This is a genomic window from Pseudomonas sp. KT_2_4, assembly GCF_041410225.1.
In the GTDB taxonomy this organism is placed as follows: Bacteria; Pseudomonadota; Gammaproteobacteria; order Pseudomonadales; family Pseudomonadaceae; genus Aquipseudomonas; species Aquipseudomonas paracarnis.
In genome coordinates, this window is the sequence record NZ_CP166962.1 from 3,551,833 (window position 1) to 3,572,763 (window position 20,931).

18 protein-coding genes are annotated in these 20,931 nt (G+C 59.7%); 6 read left to right on the forward strand and 12 right to left on the reverse strand.

The window, feature by feature from the left end:
* Positions 1-42 precede the first annotated feature (42 nt).
* Positions 43-525 (forward strand): hypothetical protein, encoded by a 483-nt coding sequence (locus tag AB9N64_RS16520; protein WP_014720418.1) that lies wholly within the window; start codon positions 43-45, stop codon positions 523-525.
* A gap of 60 nt (positions 526-585) precedes the next feature.
* Here the strand turns inward: AB9N64_RS16520 and AB9N64_RS16525 are convergent, their stop codons facing one another.
* The 6 genes from AB9N64_RS16525 to AB9N64_RS16550 all read right to left on the reverse strand — a co-directional run bounded on the left by AB9N64_RS16525 (position 586) and on the right by AB9N64_RS16550 (position 7,858).
* A complete protein-coding gene (locus AB9N64_RS16525; protein ID WP_060766870.1) occupies positions 586-1,554 on the reverse strand; it encodes a CDP-6-deoxy-delta-3,4-glucoseen reductase in 969 nt (322 codons plus the stop codon).
* On the reverse strand, positions 1,554-3,020 hold the full coding sequence (ubiD, locus tag AB9N64_RS16530; RefSeq protein WP_003195329.1) for a 4-hydroxy-3-polyprenylbenzoate decarboxylase: 1,467 nt from the start codon (positions 3,018-3,020) through the stop codon (positions 1,554-1,556). Before ubiD ends, AB9N64_RS16525 begins: the two co-directional genes overlap by 1 nt.
* A 59-nt stretch (positions 3,021-3,079) precedes the next feature.
* Complete coding sequence (locus AB9N64_RS16535) at positions 3,080-5,062, reverse strand: acyltransferase family protein (RefSeq protein WP_020301811.1); 1,983 nt, start codon at positions 5,060-5,062, stop codon at positions 3,080-3,082.
* A 156-nt stretch (positions 5,063-5,218) separates the two neighbouring features.
* Positions 5,219-6,478, reverse strand: coding sequence for a transcription termination factor Rho (gene rho / locus AB9N64_RS16540; RefSeq protein ID WP_003176825.1), 1,260 nt, complete (start codon positions 6,476-6,478; stop codon positions 5,219-5,221).
* A gap of 234 nt (positions 6,479-6,712) precedes the next feature.
* Positions 6,713-7,042, reverse strand: coding sequence for a thioredoxin TrxA (gene trxA / locus AB9N64_RS16545; protein ID WP_014720421.1), 330 nt, complete (start codon positions 7,040-7,042; stop codon positions 6,713-6,715).
* Between the two features lie 120 nt (positions 7,043-7,162).
* Complete coding sequence (locus AB9N64_RS16550) at positions 7,163-7,858, reverse strand: FadR/GntR family transcriptional regulator (RefSeq protein ID WP_014720422.1); 696 nt, start codon at positions 7,856-7,858, stop codon at positions 7,163-7,165.
* A 256-nt stretch (positions 7,859-8,114) separates the two neighbouring features.
* On the opposite strand from AB9N64_RS16550, the gene AB9N64_RS16555 reads away from it, so the two are divergent.
* The 4 genes from AB9N64_RS16555 to AB9N64_RS16570 are packed head-to-tail and all read left to right on the forward strand — an operon-like array spanning position 8,115 to position 10,954.
* On the forward strand, positions 8,115-8,900 hold the full coding sequence (locus AB9N64_RS16555) for a transporter substrate-binding domain-containing protein (protein WP_014720423.1): 786 nt from the start codon (positions 8,115-8,117) through the stop codon (positions 8,898-8,900).
* A gap of 14 nt (positions 8,901-8,914) precedes the next feature.
* Positions 8,915-9,583, forward strand: a complete 669-nt coding sequence (locus AB9N64_RS16560; protein WP_014720424.1) for an amino acid ABC transporter permease — start codon at positions 8,915-8,917, stop codon at positions 9,581-9,583.
* Positions 9,580-10,230 carry an amino acid ABC transporter permease gene (locus AB9N64_RS16565; RefSeq protein ID WP_032894590.1) on the forward strand — a complete coding sequence of 217 codons (651 nt, stop codon included), beginning with the start codon at positions 9,580-9,582 and terminating at the stop codon, positions 10,228-10,230. The genes AB9N64_RS16560 and AB9N64_RS16565 overlap by 4 nt, the downstream gene beginning before the upstream one ends.
* Complete coding sequence (locus AB9N64_RS16570; RefSeq protein WP_371359533.1) at positions 10,217-10,954, forward strand: amino acid ABC transporter ATP-binding protein; 738 nt, start codon at positions 10,217-10,219, stop codon at positions 10,952-10,954. Before AB9N64_RS16565 ends, AB9N64_RS16570 begins: the two co-directional genes overlap by 14 nt.
* On the opposite strand, the gene AB9N64_RS16575 is transcribed toward AB9N64_RS16570, so the two are convergent.
* From AB9N64_RS16575 to AB9N64_RS16590, 4 genes are all read right to left on the reverse strand, one after another.
* Positions 10,926-11,501 (reverse strand): hypothetical protein, encoded by a 576-nt coding sequence (locus tag AB9N64_RS16575; protein WP_156890624.1) that lies wholly within the window; start codon positions 11,499-11,501, stop codon positions 10,926-10,928. The genes AB9N64_RS16570 and AB9N64_RS16575 overlap by 29 nt on opposite strands.
* Complete coding sequence (locus AB9N64_RS16580) at positions 11,467-13,968, reverse strand: fimbria/pilus outer membrane usher protein (RefSeq protein ID WP_371359534.1); 2,502 nt, start codon at positions 13,966-13,968, stop codon at positions 11,467-11,469. Before AB9N64_RS16580 ends, AB9N64_RS16575 begins: the two co-directional genes overlap by 35 nt.
* A gap of 7 nt (positions 13,969-13,975) precedes the next feature.
* Positions 13,976-14,605 carry a fimbria/pilus chaperone family protein gene (locus AB9N64_RS16585; protein WP_014720429.1) on the reverse strand — a complete coding sequence of 210 codons (630 nt, stop codon included), beginning with the start codon at positions 14,603-14,605 and terminating at the stop codon, positions 13,976-13,978.
* Between the two features lie 177 nt (positions 14,606-14,782).
* Entirely contained in the window at positions 14,783-15,430 is a 648-nt protein-coding gene (locus AB9N64_RS16590; RefSeq protein WP_371359535.1) for a DUF1120 domain-containing protein, read from the reverse strand.
* A 478-nt stretch (positions 15,431-15,908) separates the two neighbouring features.
* On the opposite strand from AB9N64_RS16590, the gene ppx reads away from it, so the two are divergent.
* A complete protein-coding gene (ppx, locus tag AB9N64_RS16595; RefSeq protein ID WP_003195352.1) occupies positions 15,909-17,411 on the forward strand; it encodes an exopolyphosphatase in 1,503 nt (500 codons plus the stop codon).
* A 128-nt stretch (positions 17,412-17,539) separates the two neighbouring features.
* Here ppx and ppk1 read toward each other — a convergent pair whose 3' ends face one another.
* Both ppk1 and hemB read right to left on the reverse strand, forming a co-directional pair.
* Entirely contained in the window at positions 17,540-19,762 is a 2,223-nt protein-coding gene (ppk1, locus tag AB9N64_RS16600; RefSeq protein ID WP_014720431.1) for a polyphosphate kinase 1, read from the reverse strand.
* An 18-nt stretch (positions 19,763-19,780) separates the two neighbouring features.
* Positions 19,781-20,794, reverse strand: coding sequence for a porphobilinogen synthase (hemB, locus tag AB9N64_RS16605; RefSeq protein WP_371359536.1), 1,014 nt, complete (start codon positions 20,792-20,794; stop codon positions 19,781-19,783).
* Positions 20,795-20,931: the final 137 nt, after the last annotated feature.

The following is a 20,931-nucleotide window of genomic DNA, read 5'->3' on the forward strand; positions in this document are numbered from 1 at the left end:
GACCCACTTAGCCGCTCATCAAACCGACTACCGAGGTCGCCCATGAAAAAATTCCGATTGCCTGGCCTGCTATTGCTTGCCCAGGCCACCACAGCACTGGCTAGCGAAACGCCAACGGTCACTGACGACAAAGGCTTCTGGTACGCCCAGACCAGCATCTACACCCGGCACTTTGCACCCGACCCGCAACACAACAACAAGCAGGACTTGATCGGCCTGGAGCGCAATGAGGCGTCGGGCCTGGTGTATGGCGGGGTGACCTTTCGCAACTCGTTCCGCCAACGCTCGTACTACGCCTATGCGGGCAAGCGCTATGACATGGCCGACTATCCGGTGTATGCGAAGTTGACCGGCGGGCTGATCCAGGGCTATCGCGGCGAGTATCGCGACAAGATCCCATTGAATCGTTTTGGCGTAGCGCCAGTGATCATTCCATCGGTGGGAACGCATTACGGGCCGGTGGCGGCTGAGCTGGTATTGCTCGGGTTCAACGCGGCAATGGTGACGACTGGAGTGCGCTTCTGACACAGCACGGTCGCGGGTGGGAGCTGGCTTGCCTGCTCCCACATTATTCAGCGCAAGGTGTTAGGGCCTTGGGGCGTAGGCAAACACGTCAGCGCGCATCCGGTGAGCATCCATACCGGCGTCGACCAATGCATCCAAGGTGCCATAAATCATCGCCGGTGAGCCGCTGGCGTAGACATGTACCGTGTTGAGGTCGGCAATGTCTTCGCACACCACTTCATGCAGCAAACCGCAGCGCCCTTCCCAGCCACACAGGTCGCTGACCACTTTGTGCAGGAACAGATTGGGCAATTGCAGCCACTGATTCCAGTGCTCGATCTGGTAGAAATCTTCCGGGCGCCGTACGCCCCAATACAGGTGCACCGGGTGCTTGAAGCCCGAAGCGCGGCAGTGCTCGATCAGGCTGTGCATCTGCGCCATACCGGTACCGGCGGCCATCAGCACCAGCGGCCCGTCCGGCAACTCGGCCAGGTGGGTGTCACCGAACGGCAGTTCCACACGAGCCATCTGGTTGCGCTGCAATTGTTCGATCAGGTTGCGCGCACTGTCTTCGCGCACCAGCACATGCAGCTCCAACTCACGCCCGGCATGGGGCGCAGAAGCCAGAGAAAACGCCGATTTTTCGCCGTTCTCCCGTTCGAGCATCAAGTATTGCCCGGCGTGGTAACGCACCGCCTTACCGGCCGGGGCGCGCAGGCGCACACGCCAGACATCGCCGCCGACTTCCACGCACTCGATCAATTGGCATGACAATTTGCGCAACGGCAACTCTCCTGGCGCCAGTACGCCATCCCACAACACAATGCAGTCTTCCAGGGGCTCGGCGATGCAGGTGTAGAACTCACCATGATCGCGCACTTCCCCGGCTTGGCGTACCCGGCCCTCCACCAGCAACGCCGCGCAGACATGGCACACGCCATTGCGACAGGCCTGAGGGCACTCATAGCCCAGGCGACGGGCGCCCTCGAGGATTCGCTCGCCAGGGGCCAGTTCCAGCACAGCACCGGAAGGTTGCAGGGTTACACGCATCAATCTATTCCCAATTCTTTCCAGATCGCATCGACCCGCGCCGTGACGGCTTCATCCTTGACGATCACCCGGCCCCACTCACGCGTGGTTTCGCCCGGCCATTTGTGCGTGGCATCCAGGCCCATCTTTGAGCCAAGGCCCGATACCGGCGACGCGAAGTCGAGGTAGTCGATAGGCGTGTTGTCGATCATCACCGTGTCGCGCTTGGGATCCATGCGCGTGGTGATGGCCCAGATCACGTCGTTCCAGTCCCGGGCATTGATGTCGTCGTCGGTGACGATAACGAACTTGGTGTACATGAACTGTCGCAAAAACGACCACACACCGAGCATTACCCGCTTGGCATGCCCCGGATACGACTTCTTCATGGTGACGATGGCCATGCGATACGAACAGCCCTCGGGCGGCAGGTAGAAGTCGGTGATCTCAGGGAATTGCTTTTGCAGGATCGGCACGAACACTTCGTTCAGCGCCACACCGAGGATGGCCGGCTCATCGGGCGGACGGCCTGTGTAGGTACTGTGGTAGATCGGCTTGACCCGATGGGTGATGCGCTCGACGGTGAACACCGGGAAGCTGTCGACTTCGTTGTAGTAACCGGTGTGGTCGCCGTACGGGCCTTCATCGGCCATTTCACCTGGGTGAATCACGCCTTCAAGGATGATTTCGGCGGTAGCCGGCACTTGCAGGTCGTTACCGCGGCACTTCACCAGCTCCGTGCGATTACCGCGCAACAAGCCGGCGAAGGCGTACTCGGAGAGGCTGTCAGGTACGGGAGTGACGGCACCGAGAATGGTCGCCGGGTCGGCACCCAGGGCCACGGACACCGGGAACGGCTTGCCGGGATGCTTCTCGCACCACTCACGGAAGTCGAGGGCGCCGCCACGGTGGCTGAGCCAGCGCATGATCACTTTGTTACGGCCAATGACTTGCTGACGGTAGATACCGAGGTTCTGGCGATCCTTGTTCGGGCCCTTGGTGACAGTCAGGCCCCAGGTGATCAACGGGCCGACGTCGCCGGGCCAGCAGGTTTGCACCGGGAGCATGGCCAGGTCGACATCATCGCCTTCAATGACCACTTCCTGGCACACCGCGTCCTTGACCACCTTGGGGGCCATGGCGATGATCTTGCGGAAGATCGGCAGTTTGGACCAGGCGTCCTTCAAGCCCTTGGGCGGCTCGGGCTCCTTGAGAAAGGCCAGCAGCTTGCCGATCTCGCGCAGTTCGCTGACAGACTCGGCGCCCATGCCAAAGGCCACGCGCTCGGGAGTGCCGAACAGGTTGCCCAGCACCGGGATATCAAAGCCGGTCGGGTTTTCGAACAACAGCGCCGGGCCCTTGTTGCGCAAGGTGCGGTCGCAAATCTCAGTCATTTCCAGCACCGGAGAAATCGGCATCTGGATACGTTTCAACTCTCCGCGCTGCTCAAGTTGCTGCACGAAATCCCGAAGATCCTTGAATTTCATTAACCATGCCACCCGTAAAATAGGCGTACATCCTACCTGCTCTGAGGGCGGCTGGCAGCTTAATTGGCCGTCAATCCACGTGATTGCAACGAACTGAACAACGGTTCCAGGAAGGCTTCGATGTGTCGCGCGCCGACGTCCGAAAGATGGTTATCGTCGGTATACAACGCGCGGCCATTGAGTTCGACCCGGCACAACCCATCGGCGCCGCACAGTAATGGCGCGGGGTCCAGCACCGCGACACCGCTGTCGGCAGCCGCCAATTCATCAAACAATTGCGTGATAAAGGCCTGGCGCTTCACATGCTCGGCCACGGCGAGCCCTTCACCGTCCACGGGCCGGTTCATCATGGCCAGGCGGCTGAGACGGTAAGGCACGATGATTTCCTGCAGCGGCACTTCCTTGACCAACCAGACCTTGTGGCCGGCAGCGCGCAAGTCCCGAATGCGCTCGCGCAGGCCCTGGGCAAAGCGTTGTTCGGCGACGGCACGCACATACTGGCCGGTGCCAGGATCTTTGAGTGCATGCTCCTTGTCACCGGACATTTGCCCATACACATACAGGCTCCAGCGGGCGGCCAACACCACATCGCTGAACGTCTGCTCGGCCATGGCCTTCTCGACGCGCCGGTTGAAATGCGCGCAGCGGGCAATATTTTCCAGGCCATCGAGGGGAATACAGCCGGCAAAACTGGCTTCGACCAGGCTGATATCGTGACGATCAGCGCCCTCTTTGAGTGCCGGTATCAGCGCGGTAGCGTGACTGTCACCCCATACCAACGCCGAAACCGATTGGTCTTTCGGGCCGAAATGGCAGAACAAGCGTTCATCGGGCGTATCTTTGTCGGCCATGCACGCCAGCAGGTCAGGGCTCCACTTCTTGGCCTGGGCAAAACGCAACGCCTGTTCGGACAAGCGCGAAGGCACGCCGTCAGCTTCGCGTATCGCAAGGCCAGTGAAGCCCAGCCCCAGAATGCCGACCATGGCTGACGCCAGAATCGCCTTACGCGAAGCCAGCAAACGTTTTTCCCGGAACGGCGTTTCCACGAAGCGCCAGGACAGATAGCCCAGCACCAGCGAAAGCAGCATCAGCCCCCCCAGTTCCAGCGCGCTCAAGCCATCCACCGCGGCGTAGTTGGCGTACACGAATACCGGCCAGTGCCAGAGGTACCAGGAATAAGAGATCAGCCCGATACCCACCATGATCCGCGTGCCCAACAGGCGAGCGACCCAAGTCTGTTGCTGGCCGTTGGCCCAGATCAACCCGACCACACCCAGCACAGGCAACAACGCAGTCGCGCCTGGGAACGGCGTTTTCGCGTCGTAGCCCAGCACAGCGATGAGGATCAATGCCAGGGAAGCCAGGCTGATCCCTTGCGCCAAGGCCCGCGACGCGCGCCACTCACGCTTGGGCTGCACCGCCAGCATCGCACCGGCCAGTAGCTCCCAGGCCCGCAGATGCAACAGGAAGAAAGCTTTCTGTGGCTCATGCTGAACCGCCCAGACGCTCATGCCAAACGACGCCAGCAGCACCGCGAACAATGCCAGGCGCCAGTGCTTCAAACGGCTGGAAAGCAAGGTCAACAGCAATGGGAAGAAAATATAGAACTGCTCTTCTACCGCCAATGACCAGGTATGCAACAGGGGTTTGATGTCTGATGAAGCATCGAAATAGCCGTGCTGGCGCGAGAACAACAGGTTCGAGGTAAAGGTCACCTGATAATGCGCAGACCGCCCCAACTCTTCATAGTCCTTGGGCGCCAACAGAAACCAACCCACTGCCAGTGTCGCCGCGATCATCACAAACAGGGCCGGCAAGATACGCCGGGCACGGCGAGCCCAGAAGTCGATGAAGCTGAAGCGTCCGGCTTGACGCTCACGCCAGATAATTGACGTAATCAGGAAGCCCGAGATGACGAAAAAGACGTCAACGCCAACAAAACCGCCAGTAATGCCAGGGACACCAAAGTGGAACAACACGACTGCAAGGACAGCGATGGCACGCAGGCCATCGATGTCTCTGCGGTAAGCAAGGGTGGTCATAAGAATGTGGTCAGTCTGCGACGAAAGGGATGAGCGAAGTCACGCGTCAATTTTTGTTACTTAACGGATACTTATGCCACAAAAATCGCAGAATCTCGACGCAAAAAAAATGGCCCCCCATTAAGGGCGCCATTTTTTTGGACCTGAAACGCTGTATTACTTGCGTTTCATCGACAGGAAGAACTCGTCGTTGGTCTTGGTGGTTTTCAGCTTGTCGATCAGAAACTCGATGGCAGCGACTTCGTCCATCGGGTGCAGCAGCTTGCGCAGGATCCACATACGCTGCAGTTCGTCGTCTGCGGTCAGCAGCTCTTCGCGGCGGGTGCCGGAGCGGTTGATGTTGATCGCAGGGAACACACGCTTTTCAGCGATGCGACGGTCCAAAGGCAGTTCCATGTTGCCGGTACCCTTGAACTCTTCGTAGATCACTTCGTCCATCTTCGAGCCGGTTTCAACCAGCGCGGTGGCGATAATGGTCAGCGAGCCGCCTTCTTCGATGTTGCGCGCAGCGCCGAAGAAACGCTTTGGTTTTTCCAGGGCGTGGGCATCGACACCACCGGTCAGCACCTTGCCGGAGCTCGGGATCACGGTGTTGTAGGCGCGGGCCAGACGGGTGATGGAGTCGAGCAGGATCACCACGTCTTTCTTGTGCTCGACCAGGCGCTTGGCCTTTTCGATCACCATTTCGGCAACCTGCACGTGGCGGGTTGGCGGCTCATCGAACGTCGAGGCAACCACTTCGCCGCGCACGGTGCGCTGCATCTCGGTCACTTCTTCCGGACGCTCATCGATCAACAGTACGATCAGGTGAACTTCAGGGTTGTTACGTGCGATGTTCGCTGCAATGTTCTGCAGCATGATCGTTTTACCGGCTTTCGGCGGTGCGACGATCAGGCCACGCTGGCCTTTGCCGATTGGAGCGCAGAGGTCAATCACACGACCGGTCAAGTCTTCGGTGGAGCCGTTACCGGCTTCCATCTTCATGCGCACGGTCGGGAACAGCGGCGTCAGGTTCTCGAAGAGAATCTTGTTTTTCGCGTTCTCGGGGCGATCGAAGTTGATCGTGTCGACCTTGAGCAGGGCGAAGTAACGCTCGCCTTCCTTCGGAGGACGGATCTTGCCAACGATGGTGTCACCGGTGCGCAAGTTGAAGCGACGGATCTGGCTCGGCGAGACGTAGATATCATCTGGGCCGGCGAGATAGGACGCATCTGCAGAGCGGAGGAAGCCGAAGCCGTCCTGGAGAATCTCCAGCACGCCATCACCGGAGATTTCCTCGCCGCTTTTCGCGTGCTTCTTGAGCAGGGAGAAAATCACGTCCTGCTTGCGCGAACGGGCCATATTTTCTATGCCCATTTCTTCGGCCAGTTGGAGCAGGTCGGTAATCGGCTTTTGCTTGAGTTCAGTCAGATTCATATAGGAATGACGTAATCATTTATGGAGGGGGGAAATTAAGCTTTTGGCTTAATGAGGCCGCGCCGCAGAGAAGGCGACAGGATCGCGTACTAATCGAAAAGGAATGCGTCGGCGACGGCTTGCAGGGGGCAGTGGAGAAACCACTGCGGGGCCGAATGTACCACCTGGATTTCGGAGCGTCTAGCCCTGTTTTACGAAAAAGCCCCGCAATTTGCGGGGCTTTTTTGACGACGCTTAGAGGCTCGCGTCGAGGAAAGCTTGCAACTGGGACTTCGACAGAGCACCCACTTTAGTCGCTTCGACATTGCCGTTCTTGAACAGCATCAGGGTCGGGATACCACGCACGCCATGCTTGGCCGGGGTGTCCTGGTTCTCGTCGATATTCAGCTTGGCAATGGTCAGCTTGCCTGCGTAGGTGGTTGCAATGTCGTCCAGGACCGGAGCGATCATTTTGCAAGGGCCGCACCATTCAGCCCAGTAGTCAACCAGCACCGGGCCGTCAGCCTTGAGGACTTCGGCTTCAAAGGTCGCGTCGGTGACGTGCTTGATAAGATCGCTGCTCATGGATGTCTCCGGATTGTAAGCAAAAAAAACGTTGCCCATCATAGCCGCCCTTCCCCTGTTCAGGAAGCCGCGTCTGATTGAGTCTTGCTATGAGGTTGAATGAGCGTGGGTATGACTCTGTCACGGCGTGGCGGGCGTCATGAACGCAATGCCCGTGCGCAACGCTGCATTACGTATATGTTCCTGCATGGTTTTCTGCGCCGCCGTACTGTTGCGGCGGGCCAGGGCGCGCAGGATTCTGCGATGTTCCTGCCAGGTTTCCATGGCCCGTTCCGGCCGGATGAACGGTAGCTTCTGACTTTCCAGAAACACCTCGGCGCTGGCGCTGAGGATGCTCACCATGGCCTGGTTACCGCTGGCCAGCAGAATACGCTGATGAAATTCGAAGTCCAGGCGGGCGGCCGCTTCGAAGTCGCCCGCCTTGAGCACTTTGCGCATGGCTTGGACGTTGTCTTGCAGGCTGTCCAGTGCATCGAGGGTCAGTGTCACTGCTGCCAACCCCGCCGCAAACCCCTCCAAGGCGTAGCGCAGCTGGAAGATATCCGGCGGCGTGGCCTGCGCCGCGAAGGGCCAGGCGAACCCCGGTGCCTCTTGCACGTCCTGCACGAACACGCCCTTGCCCGGCTGCACGTTGACCACGCCCAAAGCGCTGAGGGACGACAGCGCCTCACGCAACGACGCCCGGCTCACCCCCAATTGCAGGGCCAGGTCGCGCTGGGATGGCAGCGCGTCGCCCGGCCCAAAGCCTTGCTCCTTGATCAGTTTGCGGATGGCCTGCAAGGCCGCTTCCGGTACGGCTTGGGCAATGGAATTCATAAAAAGCTCAGGGTTCCCGATAGCGTGTGTGACCCGTTGTAAAACTATTCATAGCTGGCTGCAAGCCACGCCCCAAAGGCGCTCGCGGCTTTTTGCAAACGCTCGAAAAGGGTGCGGGAAACCTGACCACTGTTCAGACCAGTAAGACCACTGCACATCAACAAACATCAGCCTTGCAGACGATCCGAACGGTGCTGGCATGGGCTGTGCACTGGGCAAACTCAGAAAATTCCTTCGCCTTTTTCGGAGAGTTGCCATGACCAAGCGCTACAGCGCCCTGCTCACTGCCCTGTTTGCCAGCCTGATGCTGAGCCAGGCACCCGCCCAGGCGAGTGGTCTGGATGACATCGTCGCCCGTGGCACCCTGAAGGTTGCCGTCCCCCAGGACTTCCCGCCGTTTGGTTCGGTCGGCCCTGACATGCAACCCCGGGGCCTGGACATCGACACCGCCAAGCTGCTGGCCGACCAACTCAAGGTCAAGCTGGAACTGACGCCGGTCAACAGCACCAACCGCATACCGTTCCTCACCACTGGCAAAGTCGACCTGGTTATTTCCAGCCTGGGCAAGAACCCCGAGCGCGCAAAGGTCATCGACTTCTCCAACGCCTACGCGCCGTTCTACCTTGCCGTGTTTGGGCCGCCTGATGCCGCCATCGCCAGCCTCGACGACCTCAAGGGCAAGACCATCAGCGTGACCCGTGGCGCCATCGAAGACATCGAGCTGACCGCGGTAGCGCCCAAGGAAGCCACGATCAAGCGTTTTGAAGACAACAACTCCACCATCGCCGCCTACCTGGCCGGCCAGGTCGACCTGATCGCCAGTGGCAACGTGGTCATGGTGGCCATCAGCGAACGCAACCCCAAGCGCGTACCGGCACTGAAGGTGAAACTCAAGGATTCGCCGGTGTACGTAGGCGTGAACAAGAACGAGCCGGCGCTGCTGGAAAAGGTCAACCAGATCCTGGTGGCAGCCAAGGCTGACGGCAGCCTTGGGAAAAACGCGATGCAGTGGCTCAAAGAACCGCTGCCTGCCGACCTCTGACGCGGAGCTCAAAGATGGCCTATCAATTCGACTTTGTGCCGGTGCTGGCCAATACCGACCTGCTCCTGCGTGGCGCGCTGTTCACCCTTGAGCTGACGGCCATTGGCGCCATCCTCGGCGTGGCCCTGGGCACTGTCGGCGCCGTGGTACGGGCGTGGAAGATCCAACCGTTTGCGTGGGTCTTTGGTGTGTATGTCGAGTTGATCCGCAACACGCCGTTCCTGGTGCAACTGTTCTTCATCTTCTTCGGCCTGCCATCCCTCGGGTTGAAAATTACCGAGTGGCAAGCCGCCGTGCTGGCGATGGTGATCAACCTGGGGGCCTACTCCACCGAGATCATCCGTGCCGGCATCCAGGCCATCCCACGGGGGCAACTGGAGGCGGCCGCGGCACTGGCAATGACGCGCTTTGAAGCGTTTCGCCATGTGGTGCTGCTGCCGGCCCTGGGCAAGGTGTGGCCCGCCCTGAGCAGCCAGATCATCATCGTGATGCTCGGTTCGGCGGTGTGTTCGCAGATTGCGACTGAAGAATTGAGCTTTGCCGCCAACTTTATCCAGTCGCGTAATTTCCGTGCCTTTGAAACCTATGCCCTGACCACCCTGGTGTACCTGTGCATGGCGCTGATGATTCGCCAATTGCTCAACTGGATCGGCCGACGGTTTGTCATGAGGAACAGCCGATGAGTGATTTTTCGTTCTGGGACATTGTGCGCAACCTGCTGACCGGCCTGCAATGGACGCTGTTGCTGTCATTGGTGGCGTTTGTGGGCGGCGGCCTGATCGGCTTATTGGTGATGACCCTGCGCATCAGCCGCAAAGCGTTCCCACGCAATATGGCCCGCACCTATATCGAACTGTTCCAGGGCACGCCACTGCTGATGCAGCTGTTCCTGGTGTTTTTCGGCGTTGCCCTGCTTGGCGTGGACATATCGCCCTGGCTGGCAGCGGCAATTGCCTTGACCCTGTTTACCAGTGCCTACCTGGCTGAAATATGGCGCGGTTGCGTCGATTCCATTGCCCACGGCCAATGGGAAGCCTCGGCCAGCCTGGCCCTCAACCCGCTTGAACAACTGCGCTATGTGATCCTGCCCCAGGCGCTGCGCATTGCTGTCGCGCCGACGGTGGGCTTTTCGGTGCAGGTGGTCAAAGGCACCGCCGTGACCTCGATCATCGGCTTCACCGAACTGACCAAGACGGGCGGCATGCTCGCCAACGCCACCTTTGAACCCTTCATGGTCTACGGCCTGGTGGCCCTCGGTTACTTTTTGCTCTGTTACCCCTTGTCCCTCAGTGCGCGCTACCTGGAAAGGAGACTGCATGCCTCTGCTTAGAATTTCTGCCTTGCATAAGTATTACGGCGATCACCACGTACTCAAGGGCATCGACTTGACGGTGGACGAAGGCCAGGTGGTCGCGATCATCGGCCGCAGCGGCTCGGGCAAGTCCACCTTGCTGCGCACCCTCAATGGCCTGGAGTCGATCAACGACGGTGTAATCGAAGTCGATGGCGAATACCTCGACGCGGCCCGCGCCGACCTGCGCAGCCTGCGGCAGAAGGTCGGCATGGTGTCCCAGCAATTCAATCTGTTCCCGCACCTGACCGTGGGCGAGAACGTGATGCTGGCGCCGCAAGTGGTGCAGAAAGTGCCCAAGGCCAAGGCCGCCCAACTGGCCAGGCAGATGCTGGACCGGGTCGGGCTGGGCGAAAAATTCGACGCCTTTCCCGATCGCCTGTCCGGCGGCCAGCAACAGCGCGTCGCCATTGCCCGCGCCCTGGCCATGTCGCCCAAGGTGCTGCTGTGCGACGAGATCACTTCAGCCCTGGACCCCGAACTGGTCAATGAAGTGCTGAGCGTGGTGCGCCAACTGGCTCAGGACGGCATGACCCTGATCATGGTGACTCACGAAATGCGTTTTGCCCGTGAGGTCGGCGACAAGCTCGTGTTCATGCACCAGGGCAAGGTACATGAAACCGGTGACCCGAAGGTATTGTTCGCCAACCCGAAAACGGCCGAGCTGGCTAACTTCATTGGCTCGGTGGAACAGCCGGGCTAACCAGTTCGAAACGGCCCTGCCCTTCAAGGTGGGCCTGCGTGCGTACCATCAACGCGTCGAAGGGCAGTTCGGTGTCGATATCGACCTGGGCGGTGAGCCTGCGCCCTGTCACCGGCACACCTGAGACTCGCGCAATCAAGGCCTGGCCGGGTAACAACTGGCCGCTGGCCGACTCATCAGGTGCTTGAGCAGACGACCAGCCGACTGCTCGCCCGTCGACCTGGGCATGCTTGAGACGCAAGCGCAAACGCCCCTCACGACCAAACCGAAACCCTTGCCCATCGGCAGGCGCTGCGACAAAACGCAGGGCCATTGCCGCCGGCTCCGCGCAGAGCACGGTCATGCTGAACGTGCGGGTAGCCAGCACCACAGCGGCATTTTCAACCACTGCATCCCGGTATATCGGCCCATAGTCGATGCGCGACAGGCTCAGCGATAGCCGACAGTTTTCAGCTTGCGCATCAAGTGCTGCCAGCAACATGCATAACAGGGCCAAGGGCAGGCTTGCACGCTTAACCACCCTGGCACACCGCCGATACCGCTTCATAGAATTTGTCATTGTCAGGCTTGGCCTCGGGGTCGATGTGCAACAGGCAAGTGGAAGAGTCCGGCAATGAAACTTTCAGGCTTTGCGACTCGGAGACGTCGTTGAGGAAAATCATGCCCTCGCCCACCACACTGGTGATGAAGCGATTGCCCTTGCCCAAGACCGAGGCGCCCTGAGGCAATGGTCGGCCGTGCTGATCGTTGGCGGTTACCAGCATCCGGCGTACTTTCACCACGTCAAAATCCACGTTATTGAACGAGCCTCGGCCTGCCGCAAGGACCTGGGTGCCGTTTTTCAGGTCCACCCGTTTGGGCAAGGAAGGGGTCTGCACCTGGACGCGGCTGTTGGTGTAGGCCGGCAAGCCGGCGATTACCGCCTGGCCGCTGAAGTCGGTCCATACCGGGCCTTGTGGCGTCTCGACTTTCGCCGAGCCGATATCGCCGACCGAGACGATGCCGAACGTGTCCTGCACGCTGTAGGGCGAAAAGGTCAGCCCGCCTTCGTGAGCCACCGCACCACCCTGCCATTGGCCGGTGTAGCTGGTGCCCAGCGGGTCACGACTAACGCCCAGGCCCACTCGCGTATAGCGTGGCAACAAGTCCACTTGCCCACGCAACGATTGCTCCCTGGCCCGCATGTCACGCTCAACTCCCACTTCGTAGTTCACATACTCGTTGACCCGCTCGCTCAGTGCAGTGCCAGCGGTAAATTGCTCCCCACGGCGGCTGGTGTAGCTGCTCACACGGCGATCGCCGCCCAGCGGCACGCTGACCTGCAACCGCAGGGACACATCGTTATCCACGGCACGATCACGCCGGCTGCCTGTATAGGTGGCGTCACGGCCAGCCCGTGAACCCCCTACCTGTGAATCAGCGATCAGCGCCACATCGGCATGGCCAAACGACTTGTTCCATGAGGCAAACACATGCTCGCTGGTTTGCCCGCCAAATTGAGCGCTGCGGGTGTAATTCAAAGAAAATACGCCCAGCGTGGGGTCGGCCCAGCTCACGCCCGCGGTGTACTGGTTTTTAAAGTGGGAATCGAGATCATCGGCCCTGAGCGACTGGCCCACTTCAGTGACTTCACGGTAACCACGCGTCTGGGTAGTGGCGCTGAGGTTGACGTCGATATTGGCCCCGACCGGGCTGCTCAGTGACAGGCTGCTGCGTGAGCCGGACACGGCTTTCTGGCTGTCCCGGGACAGGTTATGGCGTGCGTTGACAGAAACCCGCTGGAAAAACACGCTGCTCAGGGAGCCCCCTGCCGCCCAATAGTCATCGGTACTCAACAAGCCAAAACCCGCAGACGAGTGGCTCCCCAGCCCCCAGGTACCACTGCCCATGGCGATCACCGGTGAAGGCCCTTCCTCACCCGCCGTTCTGCGCAACTCGCCCACCGACAAATAGTATCCAGGCGCCGCCGGGGTAGCCCCCGCGAACGATGCCGCCGGCACCACGAAACTGCGCTTGGCACCCCGCACGTCAATTACACTGACCTCAAGGTCGCTGGTGGTGTTAAGCAGGGGCAAGCCCGTCAGCCGGAACGGTCCTTCAGGCACCAACGTACTGTGGACCAACACACCGGACTGGCGTATTTCGACCCGCGATTGGCTTTGGGCCAAACCCTCGACCACTGCGTTATTGTCGCCTGCGGGTGTTCTGGCCTGCCCATCGGGGGAGAACTGCACGCCCGACAGTTGGATCCCGCCAAACAACGGGTTATTGCTGGAGATCTGGCCTGCCTGGAACGTCGACTGCAACCCGGCGATATCCCGCTGGGCATAAGCGTGCAAGTGTTCGGTACGGGTCTGGCCGTTGTCAGACACATAGAACTGACGGCTGCGGACAATCCAGTCGTCGAGGTTGAAGCCCGCCTCTGTATAAGCCGACACGAACCGGCTGGGCCCACTGCGCAAATGGCTGTCGTAACCCAGCACGTCATAGTTGAACAACGCTGCCGCGCCACCGTGGGAAAAATTCCCGCTTTCCCACTGGGATTCGCGCAAGGCCTGTGTCGGCACCACCAGTACCACTTCGTCGTTACCGGGGCGCAGCCGCACCATCGTCGCCGGGAATGCGCCGAGAAAGTCATGGCAGGCCCGGTCGGGCCTGGCGCCGGGCTGCAGGATTGTGCCGGGTTTAACCAGCCCGGCCTTCTCAAGTAAACCTGGGGTGAAACACAACTCACCCTGCGAACCAAACCGGGCATCCACCCGCCCAAGCGGGTTGCCATTGACCCGCAACCCCACCACCTGGACACCTTCGCGAAAGCGCGCCGCACTGCGAAAGTAATCGGCAACCTTGGGGTCTATGCCGTGGGTTGTGAGGGCCGCCAGGTCAAACCCTTCCCCGAGTTCCAGCGCGGTCGCCATACCAGGCAGACTCCAGAGCGCCGCAAAGCCGATGGATAACGTGGATCGACCGGGCCAGGCAGTACCGGCAATGTCGCGCCTCGAAGGAAGCCTCATGAACCGATCAACCTTCATCGGTGATGACCGGCGCTCGGTAGCTGTCTACCGAAAACCCGTAGACCGTGGCGGGCTGGATCTCTACTTGAGCCACATTGCCCAGAGTACCTTCGCCCTTCGCCACCAATGCCTCACCCGGCAAGATGTAAGTGCGCGGCAATGTCGCCAGTGTGCCTTGTGGCAGCAGCTGCACATCTGGCGCCAGGCGCACCACATAGGCGCTGTCGTTGTGGACGCTGAGCCGGTCCCCGACGCGCTTCCAGGTCAACAATTCCCACGGCGTATGGTGTCGCGGCAGGCCTTGGGGGTGCAGAATAAGCGGCAAATTCTGCCGCAGGGTGATGCCAATGGTCGCACCACCCGCAGCCCGCGCCTGGGGGATGCCCTCAAACGACACGCGCTTGAGCCGCTGGGTCTTGAGCGGCTGTTTCAGGGTGCTGATAAAACGCACCAGCTGGGTGTCGCCTGCCTCCACACGGGTAACTGGCGGTGTGACAATCAGTAGCGGCTCCAGGTCTTCAGGCACATTCTCAACTACGGAATGCAGCAGCGCGGGCCCCGCATCGGTGTTCTTGATACTCAGGGTGGCTTCGCCGTCCTCTTCATAAAGCACCACCACTGTTGTTTCCGGCAACATACCGTCGGCGGTGGCAACAGCACTAAAAAAAAGATGCCACAGCCATACACAACTTATTAAAAAACCACGCACTCAGTATTCCCCTCAACTCATGCCATTGACGATTGGCAATCGCGCAGCCATAGAAAAACAGCCAATAAGAAAGGGTTAGTTTCTTGATCGGCTGCTTTCAGTTATTTAGATGTAACTCAATACAAGCGTGGCGCGCCCATCAATGGAAATGTCGCGGCTTAAATCCAGATCCCGAGCCTTGTTGATTACCGCTTTCACCGCGAGCGTACCGGTCAATTGGCTGATAGCGGCAGGGGTAATCGTCGTGCCATTACGCCAAGAGTACTGGCTCGGCGACTGGGCCACTTTGCCATCGCTGTTGTACCAGGCCCCCAGGCCGCTGCGCATGATCGGAAACAGCGTTGTGCCGGAGGACCTGAGGTCCTTGAGAGTCACCGAATAGCCACCGGTACGCCGGGCGCCTACCATACCCAAACCATAGTTCTGTACTTCGGTGAAGCCCGCGCCGAGGATGCCCGTCACCTTGCTGCCCGCTTGCAGGTCGGTAAACGTGAGCCCGAACCTGGCAGGCGTGGTGCCGCAATTGATCACCAGCGAAGTGGTCCTCTCTTCGCGCGGGTTAAACGCTGTTTGGGACAATTCGCCCGAGCGAATCGTGCCGTAGTCGATGATGCCACTGCCCGCCAGGCTGAGGTTGCAGGCAGCAGGTGTAATGGTGCCCCTGACGACCAACTGCGCACTGGTGGTTGCCTGGGCATTGAGGGTTGCAGCCAGGCACACCATACCGACGGTTAATCCAATAATTTTTTTCATGCTCGTCCTGTCATTAGGAATTAACAGGCGTTCTTTATTTTGGTTTTAGCGACTCCGTCGCTCAACGCTTTATCTTCCGTAACACAAAACTATAAATAAATAACACCCAGGCAGAATTGCCGAATGACAGTCTGGCGCCTTGGTGCCTGGCAAAAAAATCAGACAACACGGTATTTGCTGTGGGCCCTATTAAATTAGGCAACGGCTTTAATCGATCAGCAAAGTAGTCCTCTGACTGAAATCGCATGATCTACAGCCCCGATCACTGTAAGCAATGTCATACACAACTTACGACGACATACAGTTAAAACGCCTCACGGTATCGGATTACCTATTCGTTTAAAGCTTGCGAAGCTGCCCTACACTTCCCAGAGATTTCCCTACAGACAGCATCGGTCCAATTACCGAAGCACAACGCGTTGGCGTCAGCGGTCGATCGTGGCACGATGGCAAGGTTATCGACCGAGATCCTCAAACCATGCCGCAATCCCAAGCCAAGAATCTGTCCTTGATCGCCGCCATCGACCTGGGCTCCAACAGCTTTCATATGGTCGTGGCCAAGGCCCAGAACGGTGAGATCCGCATCCTTGAGCGGCTCGGCGAAAAAGTGCAACTGGCCGCCGGGATCGACGACGAGCGCAAGCTCAATGAAGAATCCATGCAGCGCGGCCTCGATTGCCTCAAGCGTTTTGCGCAACTGATCAACGGCATGCCCCCTGGCGCAGTGCGTATCGTTGGCACCAATGCCTTGCGCGAGGCCCGCAACCGCAACGAGTTCATCCATCGCGCCGAGGAAATCCTCGGGCATCCGGTGGAGGTCATCTCGGGCCGTGAAGAGGCTCGCCTGATCTACCTCGGCGTGTCACACACACTGGCCGATACGCCCGGCAAACGCCTGGTGGCAGACATTGGCGGCGGTAGCACCGAGTTCATCATCGGCCAGCGTTTCGAACCGCTGCTGCGTGAAAGCCTGCAGATGGGATGCGTGAGTTTCACCCAGCGTTATTTCAAGGATGGCAAGATCACTCCGGCGCGCTATGCCCAGGCCTACACCGCAGCGCGTCTGGAAATCATGAGCATCGAACACGCCTTGCACCGACTGACCTGGGATGAAGCCATCGGCTCGTCCGGCACCATCCGTGCCATCGGCCTGGCCTTGAAAGCCGGTGGCCATGGCACCGGCGAGGTGAACGCCGAGGGCTTGGCGTGGCTCAAGCGCAAGTTGTTCAAGCTGGGGGATGCAGAGAAAATCGACTTCGATGGCATCAAGCCCGACCGCCGTGCGATTTTCCCTGCGGGCCTGGCAATTCTCGAAGCCATCTTCGACGCCCTCGAACTGCAACGCATGGACCACTGTGACGGCGCCCTGCGCGAAGGCGTGCTCTACGACCTGCTGGGCCGGCACCACCACGAAGACGTGCGCGAGCGCACCCTCAGCTCGCTGATGGAGCGTTATCACGTTGACCTGGAACAAGCCGCACGCGTGGAGCGCAAAGCCCTGCACGCGTTCGACCAGGTGGCCGAGGACTGGGACCTGGAAGACGGCGTCTGGCGCGAGTTACTCGGCTGGGCAGCCAAGGTGCATGAAGTCGGCCTGGACATCGCCCACTACCATTATCACAAGCACGGCGCCTACCTGATCGAACACTCGGACCTGGCCGGTTTCTCCCGGGAAGACCAACAGATGCTCGCGCTGCTGGTACGCGGCCATCGCCGTAATATTCCCAAGGACAAGTTTGCCGAATTCGGTAAAGACGGCATCAAGCTGATCCGCCTGTGCGCGCTGCTGCGCTTTGCGATCCTGTTCCACCACATCCGCGGCACCCAGGAAATGCCCCAGGTCAAACTGCACGCCGATGGCGATAGCCTGGAAGTGATGTTCCCCAAAGGCTGGCTGGATGAAAATCAGCTGACCCAGGCGGACTTCGCCCAGGAAGCGGAATGGCTGACACGGGTGGGGTTCAGCCTGAACCTGCGCTAAAGCCCACTGCAAAACAAATGTGGGAGCGGGCTTGCCCGCGAATGCAGTGGATCAGTCACCAGATGCATTGACTGACACACCGCATTCGCGAGCAAGCCCGCTCCCACATGGAGTTGCGTATGCCTGGGCTAGTTCACCGTCAGAATCGGGCTACCCAACTTCTCCAATAATGTCGCCTGCGCGCTGCGCGGGTTCTGGTTGCCGGTCGGGGTGTTACGCACGTAGCGACCATCCGACTGCAGGCTCCAGCTGTGGGTGTTGTCGGTGAGGTAGCTTTCCAGCTCCTTCTTGACCCGCATGATCAGCTTCTTGCCTTCCACCGGGAAGCAGGTCTCAACGCGCTTGTCGAGGTTGCGCTCCATCCAGTCGGCACTGGAGAGGAACATCTGTTCTTCGCCGCCGTTAAGGAAGTAGAACACGCGGGTGTGCTCCAGGAAGCGGCCGATGATCGAGCGCACATGGATGTTATGCGACACGCCCACAATGCCGGGGCGCAGGCAGCACATGCCACGTACCACCAGGTCGATGCGCACACCGGACTGGCTGGCCTTGTACAGAGCACGGATGATCTTCGGATCGGTCAGCGAGTTGAACTTGGCGATGATGTGCGCCGGCTTGCCATCGAGGGCAAACTGGGTCTCGCGGGCAATCATGTCGAGCATGCCCTTCTTGAGCGTGAACGGCGCGTGCAACAGCTTCTTCATGCGTAGGGTCTTGCCCATGCCGATCAACTGGCTGAACAACTTGCCGACGTCTTCGCACAGCGCGTCGTCGGACGTCAGCAAGCTGTAGTCGGTGTAGAGCTTGGCGTTGCCGGCGTGATAGTTACCGGTACCCAAGTGGGCGTAGCGCACGATCTCACCGGCTTCACGGCGCAGGATCAGCATCATCTTGGCGTGGGTCTTGAAGCCGACCACGCCGTAGATCACCACCGCACCGGCCGCTTGCAGACGGCTGGCCAGTTGCAGGTTGGACTCTTCGTCGAAACGCGCACGCAACTCGATCACCGCAGTGACTTCTTTGCCATTACGCGCCGCATCCACCAGCGCATCGACGATTTCCGAGTTCGCGCCGCTGCGGTACAGGGTCTGGCGCACGGCCAGGACGTGCGGGTCCTTGGCAGCCTGGCGCAGCAGGTCGACCACCGGGGTGAACGACTCGAAAGGGTGCAGCAGCAGGATGTCCTGCTTGCTCACCACGCTGAAGATGTTCTCGCTGTTTTGCAAAAGTTTCGGGATCTGCGGCGTGAACGGCTTGTATTGCAGCTCCGGGTGGCTGTCCAGGCCGGTAATGCTGAACAGGCGCGTGAGGTTCACAGGGCCGTTGACCTGGTACAGCTCCGATTCTGCCAAGTTGAACTGTTTGAGCAGGTAGTCCGACAGATGTTTCGGGCAGGTGTCCGCCACTTCCAGGCGCACCGCATCGCCATAGCGCCGTGAGAACAGTTCGCCGCGCAGGGCACGTGCCAGGTCTTCAACGTCTTCGGAGTCCAGCGCCAGGTCGGCGTTACGGGTCAGGCGGAACTGGTAGCAGCCCTTGACCTTCATGCCCTGGAACAGGTCGTCGGCGTGCGCGTGAATCATCGATGACAGGAATACATAGTTGTCGCCAGCGCCCCCTACCTCTTCCGGTACCTTGATGATCCGAGGCAACAGACGCGGCGCCGGGATGATCGCCAGGCCCGAATCGCGGCCGAAAGCGTCGATACCTTCGAGTTCGACGATGAAGTTGAGGCTCTTGTTCACCAGCAAGGGGAACGGGTGCGTCGGGTCGAGGCCGATAGGCGTGATGATCGGCGAAATCTCGTCCCGGAAGTAACGGCGCACCCAGGTCTTGATCTTGGCGGTCCAGTGACGACGACGAATGAAGCGGACTTGGTGCTTTTCCAGCTCCGGCAGCAGGATGTCGTTGAGGATCGCATACTGGCGGTCTACATGGCCGTGCACCAGCTCACTGATACGCGCCAGGGCCTGGTGCGGTTGCAGGCCATCGGCACCGGCTTGTTCACGGGCAAAGGTGATCTGCTTCTTGAGGCCGGCAACACGGATCTCGAAGAACTCGTCCAGGTTACTGGAGAAGATCAGCAGGAATTTCAGCCGCTCCAGCAAGGGGTAGGACTCATCCAGCGCCTGCTCAAGCACGCGGATGTTGAATTGCAGTTGTGACAACTCGCGGTGGATGTACAGGCTGCTGTCATCCAGGTTGGTGACCACGGCCACCGGCGCCGGCGCAGGCGCTTCGGCCACCACCGCAGGCGGTGCGGGCTCCAGCTCCGGCGGGGTCTGGGCGACTTGTTCAACCACCGGGTGAGCGTCTTTTACGGCAACTTCTGAGAGTCCTTCGGTATTCATCGAGTGTTCCTGTGAGGGCTATTGTTGCTCTCTAAGCAATTGGGCGGCGCGGGCGGCGAAGTAGGTCAGAATGCCATCAGCGCCGGCACGTTTAAAGGCAGTCAGGGATTCGAGGATCACCCCTTCACTCAACCAACCATTCTGGATGGCCGCCATGTGCATGGCGTATTCACCGCTGACCTGATAGACAAAGGTCGGCACTTTGAATTCCTCTTTGACCCGGTAAAGAATGTCAAGGTAGGGCATCCCCGGCTTGACCATCACCATATCGGCGCCTTCGGCCAGGTCGGCAGCCACCTCGTGCAGGGCTTCCTGGCTGTTGGCCGGGTCCATCTGATACGAGGCCTTGTTGGCCTTGCCCAGGTTCAGCGCCGAGCCTACCGCATCGCGGAATGGGCCGTAGTAGGCGCTGGCGTATTTGGCCGAGTAGGCCATGATCCGCACATTGACGTGACCGGCCAGCTCAAGGGCTTCGCGAATCGCCTGGATGCGCCCGTCCATCATGTCCGACGGTGCAACCACCTGGGCGCCCACAGCCGCGTGTGATAACGCCTGCTTGACCAGTGCATCGACGGTGATGTCGTTCTGCACATAACCGTCTTCGTCAAGAATGCCATCCTGGCCGTGGGTGGTGAACGGGTCCAGGGCCACGTCAGTGATCACCCCAAGCTCCGGGAAGCGCTCGCGCAAGGCACGGGTGGCGCGCTGGGCAATCCCGTCGGGGTTCCAGGCTTCAGCGGCGTCCAGGGACTTGAGTTCCGCCGGGGTCACCGGAAACAGCGCCAGCGCCGGAATGCCCAACTCGACCCAATTCGCCGCTTCTTCAAGCAACAAATCAATGGTCAGACGCTCCACACCCGGCATCGACGCCACCGCTTCCCGGCGATTTTCGCCGTCGAGCACGAAAACCGGCAGGATCAGATCATTCGTGGTCAGTACATTTTCACGTACCAGGCGACGAGAAAAATCATCACGACGATTGCGACGCAGACGGGTGGCAGGGAACAGGCGATTGGCAGGGGTAAAGCTCACGACAGACTCCTGAGCCCGTGTTTACGGGCGAGCGTTGCAGTTATAAGCGGCCATTATGACGAATGAATGACAGTTGTGCTTATCGACGCGACCTGTAGTCCCATTCGTCATTTGCATAGGAATTGTTCACTTCGTGA